Genomic DNA, 13324 nt, shown 5'->3' with positions numbered 1-13324 from the left:
ATATGGTCTTTTAAAAGGTTTTCATATTTCTACTTATTTAATATCAATGAAACTTCTACTTATAACATTACTACTATTATTACTGGGTGTTGCAGGAATTGCAATTAAAATCTGGGCTAAAAAAGACGGTAAATTTGCAGGGACTTGCGCCAGCCAGAGTCCATTTTTAAATAAAGAAGAGCAACCTTGTGGTTTTTGCGGAAAATCTCCTGATCAATTTGACACCTGTACACAGGACAGTCACGAAGTTGAAACTTCTACTAAATAGTTTTTCCTTTTAAACCGCCTTTTGTAAATCAATCTACAATCATAGATCTGTATGGTGCTACTTTACGTTTTCGGCGCAGTTGCGTTGATTAACTGTGCTTATTATCTTCTCTTTTCAAAATTTTCCGCTTTAAAAGCTTCAAAAAAGTACAATCCAGAAAAACATCCAATTTCGCTAATTGTTTGTGCTAAAAATGAAGCGGAGAATCTTAAAAACCACATTCCAATTTGGCAGGCGCAAAACTACCCCAACTTTGACATTATCTTAATTAACGATGCCTCTAGTGACGACACACTTGAGGTTATGCAATCTTTTGCTGAAACCGACCCGCGCATTCAAATTGTTAATGTAAAGAACAACGAAGCGTTTTGGGCAAATAAAAAATATGCGTTAACCTTGGGTATTAAAAGGTCAAAAAACACGAGATTTGTTTTTACCGATGCCGATTGCTATCCGGCTTCAAAAGACTGGTTAGGCCTTATGGTTTCTAATTTTTCGGATGAGAAACAATTAGTTTTGGGCTACGGAGCCTACCAAAAGCAGCCTGGGTTCTTAAACAAAATTATTCGGTTTGAAACCTTGATGACGGCCCTGCAATATTTTTCATACGCCAAGGCTGGAAGCCCGTACATGGGTGTAGGTCGCAACCTTGCATACACTAGCACGCTTTACTATGAAAACAAGGGGTTTATGAGCCATATTAAAATTCCATCGGGCGATGATGATCTCTTTGTAAACGAAGCCGCTACCGCAGAAAACACAGCAATTTGTGTTGCTCCCCAAGCTTTCACCTATTCCATTCCGAAGCAAAAAATGAAGAAATGGTTTCTTCAGAAAAAAAGACACTATTCAACCGCAAAACTTTATAAGCCAAAGCACCGTATACTATTAGGGGCTTATTATTTCTTTAACTTACTTTTTTGGCTTCTTCTGCTTATATTACTCTTTACCAGTTTATGGCAATTCACCCTAGGTATACTATTTTTAAGGTTACTTTTTCAGTACATCATTGTTGGTAGAGCTGCCAAAAAACTCAAAGAGCAAGACCTGATTCCGTTAATTCCTTTTTATGAATTGTTTTTACTCTTCAGCCAATTAAGTATCTTTATTTCCAATAGCAAGGAAAAAAATTCGCGATGGCGATAACTTCAGAAGAAATCACAAAACAAATAAACAAGGCAAAACAGAACAAGCAAAGTGCTTTCAAGTTTCTGTTAGATTATTTCTGGAATAGGGTTTACAGCTTTCAACTTAAAAGAGTACAAAACGAATACGAAGCCGAAGATATTACCATTGAGACTTTTGCAAAAGCTTTTGATAAAATTGAAACCTTTAATGCAAAGTATAGTTTTTCAACTTGGCTTGTAACTATTTCAAAAAACATTCAGATAGATCGTACGCGTAAAAAAAATGCTTCTATTTATTCGCACACCACTGATACTTCAAACGAGCAAGTGCAGAAAATAATTGATCATTCGCCAACTCCTGAAGACAGTCTAATTAGGGACCAGAACTTGGCTGAGTTGCTGCTGTATATTAAACAGTTGAAACCGCCCTACCAAGAGGTAATAAACCTTCGGTATTTTCAAGAAATGAGCTATAGTGAAATTGCTGAAAAATTAGAAGAACCCTTAAACAACGTGAAAGTTAGACTGCTGCGCGCACGCAAACTTTTGGCGGAGATTATTTCGCAAAAGCAATAGGTACTTTCGTAAATTAGCCCTTCTATGCTTAGATTTTAGGAGGCTTTTTTTTGTACTTTTGTTAAAATCACATTGTTAGAAACATTCAAGCATGCCATACACTACCCTAAAGACTCTCACGTTTTTCTCAAACAAACAAACAACTCCCTACCAACCATATATACAGCACCTAACCGCCTTATACCTACTAAAAATTTTGCGTAATGGATAAAAAAATAACTATAGGCATCAATGGTTTTGGTCGTATTGGCCGAAACCTTTTTAGATTACTTCTTAAAAACCCAAATATAGAAGTAGTTGCAGTAAACGATCTTGCCAGTGCAAAAACCCTTAGTCACCTCTTAAAATACGACAGCATACATGGTGTTTTACACGAAGATGTTTCATCTGGTGACGACTACATTGCTGTAGCGGGAAAGCGTATTAAATTCTCTTCGGAAAAAAATATTGAAAATATTTCTTGGGGAAATATAGATATGGTGGTTGAAAGTACTGGAAAGTTTAAAACTAAGGTTCAGCTTGAAAACCACCTGAATAATGGAGCGAAAAAGGTTATTTTGTCAGTCCCACCGCTAGAGGACGATATAAAAACTATAGTGCTAGGTGTAAACGACTCCATTTTGACACCTCAGGATAACATTATTTCCAATGCGTCTTGCACTACAAATAACGCCGCCCCTATGCTAAAAATAATCCATGAGCTTTGTGGCATTGAACAGGCGTATATTACCACGGTCCATTCTTACACTACAGATCAGAGCCTGCACGACCAGCCGCATCGCGACCTACGTAGAGCTCGTGCTGCTGGGCAATCTATAGTGCCTACCACCACTGGCGCAGCAAAAGCGCTGACAAAGATATTTCCAGATCTAGCAGATGTTATCGGTGGTTGCGGAATTCGTGTTCCAGTGCCAAATGGTTCCTTGACAGATGTAACACTTAACGTAAAAAAAGAAGTTTCTATAGAAACGGTCAATGCCGCCTTTAAACAAGCTGCAGAAACCTCCCTAAAAGGAATTCTCCAATATACCCAAGACCCTATAGTTTCCATTGATATTGTGGGCAACCCACATTCTTGTATTTTTGATGCCGAAATGACTTCGGTAATAGGAAAGATGATCAAGATAATTGGATGGTATGATAACGAAATAGGCTATTCGTCTAGAATTATAGACTTAATTGATCGATTATCTGAGAAATAGCTATATTTAGTGGCACTATAAATTAGCCCATGCTAGTATTGTTTAAAAAATATACGTTTTTTGGAATATTCTTTTATTGTGCTTTGTTTACCACAGCTTCTTTTGGAAAGCAAACACAAATAAAAGACACTATTTTAACCATAAAACAACTGCGGCATAAGGCTACAAAAGCTATTGAACGAGATGACTTTTTAGAAGCCACAAAGAGTTTAAAGGATGCCAGAAAATTAACTATGCTTCCAAAATACCAGAGCTATAACCCAGATATAGAGCTTGGTATTGCCACCCTTTACTACAGTCTAAATTACTTTGAAAAGGCTACGGAGCATGTTGATAATGCGATAATAAAAGCAAAGGAGTTTAACAATGATCCAAAATTGGCCGAAGCATATAATCTTTATGGCACTATCCTTATTTCAACCTCCAATTATACCGATGCAAGAGAATATCTAAAGAGTGCCGAAGCTTTATATAAAGTATTAGAAGATGAGGACGGTAAAACCAAAATAACCTATGCTAGAGGTCTTTTGGCTCTGCGTCTGGGAAACTATAAGGCAGCAATTGAATATTTTAATCCGGCCATAAAGTATTTTAAGAACCAAGGTTTAGTATATCAGGAAGCGGCTGCATATATTAATCTTGCCGATGCACTTTCGCTTATAAATTTAGAGCTATACCAAAACGCAATTATTGAAGCAAAGCAAGCTGCTGCATTTGCCAAAAAAATTGCATTCGCCAATGGCTTTGTTTATATTTTAGTTGAAAACCATCGTGTTAATTCCCAAATCCATATCGCTGAGCAAAATAGTCTCTTGGCAGAAAAAGAACTAAGGTTTTATTTCCAACAAAAGGATTCATTAAGGCAGACCCACCTAAATGCAATAGAAGCAGGTATTCAAGCTGAATCGGCAATAGGAGACTTAAAAAAAACTATTGCCAGCCAAAAAGACGATATAAGCAAAAAGGAAAAAACCCTTTTTTTTGGAAAGCTTACGGGGTGGTTGAGTATTGCGCTAATACTAATTCTTTCCTTATTGACTTTGTCTTTGTATAAAAATAATAACTTAAGAGCTAAGGCCAACCAGTTGTTACAAGATAAAAACGCCGAACTGCAGGAAGCAAAAGAAAAAGCAGAAAGAGCTTCAAGAGCAAAGGCACAATTTCTTTCAACTATAACGCATGAGCTGCGAACCCCAATGTACACAGTAACAGGGCTCACACATTTGCTATTGGAGGAAAACCCAAAACCGAAACAAAAGGAACATTTAAACTCACTCAAGTTTTCTGGAGAGTATCTTTTGTCGCTTATCAACAATCTTTTAGACCTCAACAAACTGGAGGCCAACAAAGTTGAAGTAGAGAATATACCTTTCAACTTAAAGAAAAGAATAGACGGTGTAGTAATTGGGTTAAGAGACTCCGCAGATACAAAAAACAATATCCTGCATTATGAATACGATTCCAGTCTACCAGAGTATGTAATAGGCGACCTTTTAAAACTATCACAAATCTTGATAAACCTAATCAGTAACTCTATAAAGTTTACGAAAAATGGTGATATTTGGTTACGTGTAAAGAAGCTTAAAGAAACTACGAGCACCGTAGAGGTGCTTTTTGAAGTACAAGATACAGGAGACGGTGTTTCAAAGAAAAATCAAGCTTCAATTTTCGATTCTTTTACACAGGGTTCACTCCAAATAAACCGAAAATACGGCGGCACAGGCCTGGGCTTGTCTATTGTAAAAAATCTCCTGGAATTAATGGGTAGCAAAATACAACTTGAAAGTAAACTAGGCCAAGGCTCTAAGTTCTGGTTTACTTTAAACTATAACATTTCTAAAGCTGAGGATAATAGAATTGACAAAGATGAAACTGATATTATTGACAATGATGAAATTCTAAGAAACAAAAAAATCCTTATTGTTGAGGACAATAAAGTCAATCAGCTAATAACCAAAAAAATACTAGAAAAGAAACACATGCATTGTACGGTGGTTGATAACGGAACAGATGCTATAAAACAGATTGATAATGAAAGCTTTGACATTGTTTTAATGGACATTCATATGCCAGGAATCAGTGGAGTTGAAGCCACTAAAAAAATTCGCGAATTCAATAGTGTAATTCCAATTATTGCATTAACGGCAATCACCATTGAAGATGATTTAGAACGTTTTTATAGTGCTGGTTTTAACGACTTTATTTCGAAACCATTTAAAGCTGAAGACTTTTTTGAAAAAATAACTCGAATATTTCAAAACACATGATCTTTGACAAAGTAGTTTTTGCTTATTAATCTACCAATCCTACCTTCTTAATGACCTTAGCTTTAAAGTCAAGTTCCGCCTCATTTAATAGAATTGTTGTTATTGGTAAAAAGTAAATCTCGGTTTTATCGGCCAAGGGCCTTAATCGCATAAAGTCCTTTTCAGTAGTTAATATCAATTCGTGCTTTTCTAATTGCTTAATTTCAACTGAAGAGAAATTGTGATGGTCTGGAAAAGATTTTGTCTCAAACTGCAAGCCTTCTTGTCGTAAATACTCCACAAATGGTTTCGGATTCGCAATTCCAGTTACCAACAGAAATTTTTTATTCTTTAGGTAAGTCAATGGTTTTGAACCTGTATTATTCTTTATTTGGGAGCTGTAGCCTATTTTTGAAAAATAAACCGCTTGATGGGGTTTTAGGCTTAGTTTCCTTTTTATTAACTCCATTTTTGGAGCATCAATGTTCTCTGGACATTTAGTAACTACAACTATCTGTGCTCGCCTGGCACCAAACCGAGGCTCTCTCAAGTTTCCGGCAGGCAACATACAATCCTTGCTATATAAGTTGTTATATGGAGTAAGCAAAATATTTAACGAGGCCTTTACCTTTCTGTGTTGAAAAGCGTCATCCAGCAAAATGACCGCTGCAGAAGTCTTAAGTTTTTCAATCCCCGTTTGTCTATCTTCACAAACAGCAACGCTTATTTCGGGAAATTTTCGTTTAAACTGAAGCGGTTCATCACCAACTTCTTCCACAGTACTATCTACCAAAACCGTTTTAAACCCAGACGTTTTTCGTTTATAACCTCGGCTTAAAACCGCAATTTCATGGTCGGTTTTTAAATATGACACCAGAAGCTCAATCATAGGCGATTTGCCAGTGCCGCCAGTAGAAAGGTTGCCCACGCAAATTATTGGAATATCATAAGTCTTACTTTTCAACACCCCTTTATCGTATAACAAATTACGAAGTGCCGTTATACCACCGTATAAAAGTGAAAAAGGAAAGAGCAATTTGCGCAATAAGTTCATTTGACGAAAGTACTAATTCCAATGAAAACGACGATTGCTTTAAAATAATTTTAGCGTCCGTAAGAATGCTACAAACCATTATCTTTACGAAAAATTGTAACAAATGACGGTAAAAGATGTAATTTCACTATTAGAAGAACTAGCCCCACTCTCCTACTCCGAAGGTTTTGACAACACAGGTTTGCTTGTAGGAGATGCTAAAGCTAAGGTTTCAGGGATATTAGTAACCTTAGACACTTTAGAAGAAGTGGTAGATGAAGCCATTGAAAACAACTGCAACCTCATCGTGAGCTTTCACCCCATAATTTTTTCGGGATTAAAGAAAATCACAGGAAGCACCTATGTGGAGCGCGTTGTGCTAAAAGCCATTAAACACGACATCGCCATATTCTCAAACCATACTGCACTTGACAATTCCTGGAATGGTGTAAACGCAATGATCTGTGAAAAACTCGGTCTTAAAAACCGTAAAGTCTTAATTCCACAAGCCGAAACAATTAAGAAACTCATCACTTTTGTTCCTTCAAAAGATGCCGACAAAGTTAGAAATGCACTTTTTGAAGTTGGTGGCGGAAATATTGGTAATTATGAAAATTGCAGTTTTAATATTGAAGGAAGCGGTAGCTTTAAAGGAAACGACGCTTCAAACCCTGTTATTGGCGAAAGAGGAAAACTACATTTTGAAGAAGAAATACAGATTGGAATTACATTTTCAAAACACCTTCAAACACATGTATTAAAAGCACTTTTTAAAGCACATCCTTATGAAGAAGTGGCTTATGAAATAACCACCCTAGAAAACCATGATCAACACATTGGTATGGGTATGATTGGCGAGTTTGACACAGCCATGCAAGAAACAGATTTCCTTGAGTTTCTTAAAAAAACCATGAATACAGACTGCGTTCGTCATTCTGCCTTACTGAATAAAGACATTAAAAAAGTTGCCGTTCTAGGCGGCAGTGGAAGCTCAGCAATTAGCATGGCTAAAAGTGCCGGCGCATCAGCGTTTGTCTCGGCAGATTTTAAATATCACGACTTCTTTCAGGCCGAAAAAGCAATACTTTTAGCAGATATTGGACATTATGAGAGTGAACAATACACAAAAGATCTTATACATTCTTTCCTTAAGAAAAAAATCACTAATTTTGCAGTCCTTTTATCACAAACAAATACCAATCCTATTAGCTATTTATAATTTATGGCAACGAAAACCGAAGTTACTATTGAAGAGAAGTTAAGAGCGTTATACGATCTACAACTTATTGATTCCAGAATTGATAAAATTAGAAACGTTCGCGGTGAACTACCCTTAGAAGTAGAAGACCTTGAAGACGAAGTAGCAGGAATGAACACCCGCCTGGAAAAGCTCAATGCCGATCTTGAAGTAATTGAAGATCAGATCAAGGAGAAGAAGAATAATATTGAGGAGTCAAAAGCCCTTATCAAAAGATATTCTGAACAACAAGACAATGTTCGTAACAATCGCGAATACAACTCTTTAAGCAAAGAGGTAGAGTTTCAGGAACTTGAAATCCAACTTGCAGAAAAGAATATTAAGGAGTTCCACGCTCAAATAGAGCAGAAAACGCAAGTTATTGAAGAGACAAAAGATCGCTATAACGAACGTACAGAGCACTTAAAGCACAAGCAAAATGAGCTTGATGAAATTTTAAAAGAAACGGAAAAAGAAGAGCAGGCACTTATCAAAAAATCAGAGAGTTTTGAAGATAAAATAGAGCCTAGACTTGTTAAGGCTTACAAACGCATACGAACCAATGTGAAAAATGGTTTGGCTGTAGTTCCTGTTGAGCGCGGCGCATCTGGAGGTTCTTTCTTTACCATTCCACCGCAAGTACAGATGGAAATTGCCGGTAGAAAAAAGATCATCACCGACGAGCACAGTGGTCGTATTTTGGTAGATTTAGATTTAGCAAATGAAGAACGGGAAAAGATGGAAGCCTTGTTTACTAAACTCAGATAAGCTTTCCCAAATAATTATAACAAAGCCTTCACATAATAGTGAGGGCTTTTTTTGTACTTTAAATGAAAGGTTTTTATCACAGTACAGACCAATTTTTAAAAAAGAACAAATGAAGAAAATATCAATTGTAATATTCAGTGTTTTTCTATTCTCCCTTCAAGCGGCTTGTAAACCCTCTAATGAACGAAATAAAGCTGCCGAAGCAATCGCCCAAAAAGAACAACTCCCTGTGCAGACACAAACTCAAAATGGTTTAAAAAAGGCCTATTTTGCCAGTGGATGCTTTTGGTGCTTAGAAGCGATTTATGAAAGTGTTATTGGTGTAGACGAAGCAATATCAGGCTATAGCGGTGGTAAAGCACAAAACCCTACCTATGAAAATCACGCAGATCATGCCGAAGCCCTTGAAGTTATTTACGACCCAGAGATTATAAGTTTTAGCCAATTGGTAACTGTATATTTTGGTTCGCAAAACGTAACTCAGGTAAATGGCCAGGGACCAGATCGCGGATCATCATACCGATCCATAGTTTTCTATCAAAATGATTCTGAAAAAAAAATAATCGATGCGAAAATCGCAGCCCTAAACCAGCAGTTAGGAGGCGATAAAGTTGCAGCGCAGGTACTGCCGTTTCAGAAGTTTTGGAAAGCCGAAGCTTACCATCAAGATTATGAAAAAAATAATCCGGGCAATCCATATATCCAAAATGTTTCCATTCCACGAATAAACAAGTTTAAGGCAAAGTATCCCGAGTTATTAAAAGAAAATAAAAACCATTAAACTTTAGAAAGGTTTAAATTATCTTATTTCACTTCAACCCAATTCTTTAAAATCACAAAGCCCTTTCCATATTATTAATCTTGAGAGGGCTTTTTCTTTTGATCATCTGCCAAAATCGATTTCCACTCGGGGTGTTTATCGATGTAATTCTTAATAAACCCACACTCAGGAATCACTTTTAACCCGCGTTGCTCAATTTGCATCAAGGTTTTTTCAGTCATTTCACTGGCAACACCTTGGCCAGAAAGCGCCTTATCAACCTCGGTATGGTTTAAGGACAAAACACCGGGAAGCATTGAATATTCAATAAAGGCATCGTGGCCATCGACTTTAGTTTCAAACCGGCTTTCTTCTTTATTATCAATTACATTCATTACAATATTTTTTTTAATCTGCTTTAAAATTACAAAAAATATAAAAGCGAAAACTATTTCTTACTTTTACTCTAAAATTAAACATTATGAAATTTAAAATCTTCGCCATTGCCGTATTGTCCGCTTTCTTTGGGTGCAATGACACACAAAACACTTCAGAAAAACCAAGTTTTGAATTCGAAAACTCACAAAAAGAGTCAGTTGAGCAACTAGACACCGCTCACAAAATTGCAAATGCAAATGGTTTTGAAAATTGGAATGACGTCAACACCATCGCCTTTACTTTTAATGTAGATAGAAACGGCGAGCATTTTTCTCGATCATGGATCTGGCAACCAAAAACTGGAGCTGTAAAAATGAGGTCTGGAGATGACATCGTAAATTACAATCGTTCAAAAATGGACAGCGTAGCCATGAAAACCGATGCTTCCTTAATAAATGATAAATATTGGCTATTGGCACCTTTCCAAATTGCTTGGGACGAAGGCACTTCCTTCTCCGAAAAACAAAATGTTGTCGCTCCAATTTCAAAAGACACCTTAAACCAATTAACTATAGTTTACGGTAATGACGGCGGTTATACTCCTGGTGATGCGTATGATTTATTTTATGACGACAATTATAAAGTAAGAGAATGGAATTACAGAAAAGCCAATGCCCCAGAGCCTTCACTCAGTACCACTTGGGAGGCTTATAAAAACTATAACGGAATTGAGGTTTCCACCATGCACAAAGACGAATCTGGCAGCTTTAAGCTATATTTTACAGATATTACGGTAAAATAATGCCGAAACACTTCTTTTAAGTGAATAGGTAACGACTAGCCAATCTCAATCTATTGCATGGCATAATGACAAAATAACCCAATATAAATTCCTATTTTTGTGAGAAGCGCAATAAAACTCACCCACCATAATGTTTCAAAACACTTTAAAATACGCTAAACAGCAAGATGCAGACGATCGTTTGGCATCTTTCAGAAATAAATTTCACATACCTAAAAATGCTTCAGGAGAAGAACTTGTCTATCTCTGTGGTAACTCCCTAGGCTTACAGCCAAAAATCACTTCAGAATATATAGATGAAGAACTGAAAGATTGGGCAAATCTAGGAGTTGAAGGTCACACAGACGCCAAGCATCCATGGCTTCCCTATCATGAATTTTTAGCTGAAAACATGGCAAAAATTGTTGGTGCAAAACCTTCAGAAGTAGTTGTAATGAACACCTTGACCACCAACCTGCATTTAATGATGGTCTCCTTTTATCAGCCTACAAAAACGAAGTATAAAATTGTGGTGGAGAGCGACGCTTTCCCGAGTGACAAATACGCAGTTGAAAGCCAGTTAAAGTTTCATAATATTGACCCTGAAGATGGCTTAATTCTTTGGAAACCCAGAAACGGTGAGGAGTTGTGCCGTTATGAGGATCTGGAAGAAATACTAAATACCCACGGTGACGAAATTGCCCTGCTGATGATTGGCAGTACTAATTATTACACGGGTCAATCGTTTCCGCTAAAAAAAATTACCGAATTAGGCCATCAACACAACTGCATGGTAGGTTTTGATTTGGCTCATGGCGCTGGAAATATTCAACCTAACCTCCACGAAACAGGAGCAGATTTTGCCGTTTGGTGCACCTATAAATACTTAAACAGCGGCCCTGGAAGTTTAGGCGGCTGCTTTGTACACGAGCGTCACGCAGACAATAGCGAACTAAAGCGTTTTGCTGGTTGGTGGGGTCACAACAAGAAAACACGGTTTAATATGCGTAAAGATTTTGATGCTTTACCGGGCGCCGAAGGATGGCAACTCAGTAATCCGCCAATATTATCAATGGCGGCCATTAGAGCGTCTTTAGACACCTTTACCGAAGCAGGTTTTGATAATATTCGGAAAAAATCTGAAAAACTAACCGGCTATTTAGAGTTTTTATTAGACGAAATGGACAACGACGCCATTACTATAATCACCCCTAGAAACCCAGAAGAACGTGGATGCCAGCTTTCAATTCAGGTGAAAAACGCCGATAAAAAACTACACACAAAATTAACTGAAGCTGGAGTAATAAGCGATTGGCGCGAACCTGATGTAATCAGAATAGCCCCAGCTCCACTTTACAATAGTTTTGAAGACGTTTTTAGGTTTTCAGAGAAATTGAAACAAGTTTTGAAAAATTGACATAAGACTGAATGGACTTACGGCTTACGATTTACAACACAAAACAATATAAATGTAGAACGTTATAGATCAAATCGTCTTAGGCCTTTACAAATAAATAAAAATGAATAAAGACATACTAATAATAGGTGCCGGACTTTGTGGAAGCCTTCTCGCATTGCGTTTAGCACAACACGGATTCAATATAACCTTAGTTGAAAAACGACCCGACCTTCGCAAAGTAACCCTAGACGCCGGACGTTCTATAAACTTGGCCCTAAGTGACCGTGGATTACGCGGGTTGCGGCTTGCTGGCGTTGAAGAGGCAGCCAAATCGCTTTTAATTCCGATGACAGGGCGAATGATTCACGAAAAATCCGGAAACACATTTTTAAGTCCGTATAGCGGGAATGAAGATAAGTTCATCAATTCGGTTTCACGGCCAGGTTTAAATAAGCTTTTGTTGAACGAAGCCGAAAAAATGCCAAATCTGAAAATAATTTTCAATCAAACCTGCACTGAGGTTAATCACGAAACCCCTTCCGCCACCTTTGAAGATTTTGAAACCGGCAAAGAAACTACATACACCGCAGACGTAATTTTTGGAACAGATGGTGCTGGATCGGTAGTTAGGGCGAGCATGATAAACGACAAAGAGTTCCTTCTTAATATCTCTCAACAATGGCTTAGCCATGGGTATAAAGAACTTGAGATTCCGGCTGCCGAAAACAAGGGGTATAGAACCTATAAAAACGCACTTCATATTTGGCCGCGTGGCGAAGACATGCTAATTGCCCTGCCCAACTTAGACGGAAGTTTTACAGTAACCCTATTCCTACCGTATAAAAACAGCGATTACTGTTTTGAAACTCTTACCACTCCTGAAAAAGTTGAGACATACTTCAAAAAAGAATTTCCAGATGTTTTGGATTTAATTCCAAACCTTACCGAAATATTCTTTGAAAACCCAACCGGGTCAATGGGAACCGTAAAGTGCGATCCCTGGCACCGCTACGGAAAGGTATTATTAATGGGTGATGCCGCGCATGCCATGGTTCCTTTTTACGGCCAGGGCATGAATGCTAGCTTTGAAGATGTTGCCGTTTTTGATGAAGTTTTAAACCAACATAAAGACGGTCTCGCTTCTGGAACGAGCTCTTGGCAGACAATTTTTGATGAATATGAAAAAATTCGAAAAAAAGATGCCGATGCCATTGGCGAATTGGCAGTTGATAATTTTGATGAAATGAAGGCTCATACCGGAATGGAGCTCTTTCAGAATAAAAGAAAGTTAGAAACAGCCTTCGAAACGGAATTCCCAGGCGAGTATTACAGCAAATATTCTTTGGTTACCTTTAATGAAAATATTTCCTATTCTGAAGCCAAAAAATTAGGGCGAGCCCAAGACAAAGCCATTCTAGGAATGTTACACGACGGGAAACTTTCAGAAAACATGTCGTTAAAAGAAAAGTTGAAAGCTGTAAAAGAGCAAACACGGGTTATTCTTAACACAAATGAAATGGCCGATTATTTAAAGTATTAAAAATATATT

The 13324-nt window shown here is 37.5% G+C and carries 13 protein-coding genes; 11 read left to right on the top strand and 2 right to left on the bottom strand.

Annotation, left to right across the window (positions count from 1 at the left end; genetic code table 11):
- Positions 1-46: 46 nt before the first annotated feature.
- From QPK98_RS07800 to QPK98_RS07780, 5 genes are all read left to right on the top strand, one after another.
- Positions 47-268: a membrane or secreted protein gene (locus QPK98_RS07800; RefSeq protein ID WP_310992602.1), complete on the top strand. Its 222-nt coding sequence runs from the start codon at positions 47-49 to the stop codon at positions 266-268.
- A gap of 51 nt (positions 269-319) precedes the next feature.
- A complete protein-coding gene (locus QPK98_RS07795) occupies positions 320-1414 on the top strand; it encodes a glycosyltransferase (RefSeq protein ID WP_310992601.1) in 1095 nt (364 codons plus the stop codon).
- Positions 1405-1971 carry an RNA polymerase sigma factor gene (locus tag QPK98_RS07790; RefSeq protein WP_310992600.1) on the top strand — a complete coding sequence of 189 codons (567 nt, stop codon included), beginning with the start codon at positions 1405-1407 and terminating at the stop codon, positions 1969-1971. Before QPK98_RS07795 ends, QPK98_RS07790 begins: the two co-directional genes overlap by 10 nt.
- Before the next feature lie 203 nt (positions 1972-2174).
- The gene (gap, locus tag QPK98_RS07785) at positions 2175-3173 is read left to right on the top strand and encodes a type I glyceraldehyde-3-phosphate dehydrogenase (RefSeq protein WP_310992598.1); all 999 of its coding nucleotides are present in this window, start codon (positions 2175-2177) and stop codon (positions 3171-3173) included.
- Positions 3174-3202: 29 nt separating this feature from the next.
- Positions 3203-5440, top strand: a complete 2238-nt coding sequence (locus QPK98_RS07780) for a response regulator (RefSeq protein WP_310992596.1) — start codon at positions 3203-3205, stop codon at positions 5438-5440.
- Positions 5441-5465: 25 nt separating this feature from the next.
- Here QPK98_RS07780 and lpxK read toward each other — a convergent pair whose 3' ends face one another.
- Positions 5466-6473, bottom strand: a complete 1008-nt coding sequence (lpxK, locus tag QPK98_RS07775) for a tetraacyldisaccharide 4'-kinase (protein WP_310992595.1) — start codon at positions 6471-6473, stop codon at positions 5466-5468.
- Positions 6474-6576: 103 nt separating this feature from the next.
- Between lpxK and QPK98_RS07770 the strand changes: the two genes are divergently transcribed.
- The 3 genes from QPK98_RS07770 to msrA all read left to right on the top strand — a co-directional run bounded on the left by QPK98_RS07770 (position 6577) and on the right by msrA (position 9238).
- Positions 6577-7671, top strand: a complete 1095-nt coding sequence (locus tag QPK98_RS07770) for a Nif3-like dinuclear metal center hexameric protein (protein ID WP_310992594.1) — start codon at positions 6577-6579, stop codon at positions 7669-7671.
- A gap of 3 nt (positions 7672-7674) precedes the next feature.
- Complete coding sequence (locus tag QPK98_RS07765) at positions 7675-8457, top strand: zinc ribbon domain-containing protein (RefSeq protein WP_310992592.1); 783 nt, start codon at positions 7675-7677, stop codon at positions 8455-8457.
- Between the two features lie 109 nt (positions 8458-8566).
- Positions 8567-9238 carry a peptide-methionine (S)-S-oxide reductase MsrA gene (gene msrA / locus QPK98_RS07760; RefSeq protein ID WP_310992591.1) on the top strand — a complete coding sequence of 224 codons (672 nt, stop codon included), beginning with the start codon at positions 8567-8569 and terminating at the stop codon, positions 9236-9238.
- Positions 9239-9312: 74 nt separating this feature from the next.
- Here the strand turns inward: msrA and QPK98_RS07755 are convergent, their stop codons facing one another.
- Positions 9313-9612 (bottom strand): GNAT family N-acetyltransferase, encoded by a 300-nt coding sequence (locus QPK98_RS07755; protein WP_310992590.1) that lies wholly within the window; start codon positions 9610-9612, stop codon positions 9313-9315.
- A gap of 86 nt (positions 9613-9698) precedes the next feature.
- Here QPK98_RS07755 and QPK98_RS07750 point away from each other — a divergent pair, with 86 nt between their 5' ends.
- The 3 genes from QPK98_RS07750 to QPK98_RS07740 all read left to right on the top strand — a co-directional run bounded on the left by QPK98_RS07750 (position 9699) and on the right by QPK98_RS07740 (position 13315).
- Positions 9699-10397, top strand: coding sequence for a hypothetical protein (locus tag QPK98_RS07750; protein ID WP_310992588.1), 699 nt, complete (start codon positions 9699-9701; stop codon positions 10395-10397).
- Between the two features lie 130 nt (positions 10398-10527).
- A complete protein-coding gene (gene kynU / locus QPK98_RS07745) occupies positions 10528-11793 on the top strand; it encodes a kynureninase (RefSeq protein WP_310992587.1) in 1266 nt (421 codons plus the stop codon).
- Positions 11794-11896: 103 nt separating this feature from the next.
- Positions 11897-13315: an FAD-dependent oxidoreductase gene (locus tag QPK98_RS07740; RefSeq protein ID WP_310992585.1), complete on the top strand. Its 1419-nt coding sequence runs from the start codon at positions 11897-11899 to the stop codon at positions 13313-13315.
- Positions 13316-13324: the final 9 nt, after the last annotated feature.

This window comes from Aequorivita marina (assembly GCF_031631895.2).
GTDB lineage: Bacteria > Bacteroidota > Bacteroidia > Flavobacteriales > Flavobacteriaceae > Aequorivita > Aequorivita marina.
This window is presented reverse-complemented; position numbering and strand designations above follow the sequence as displayed.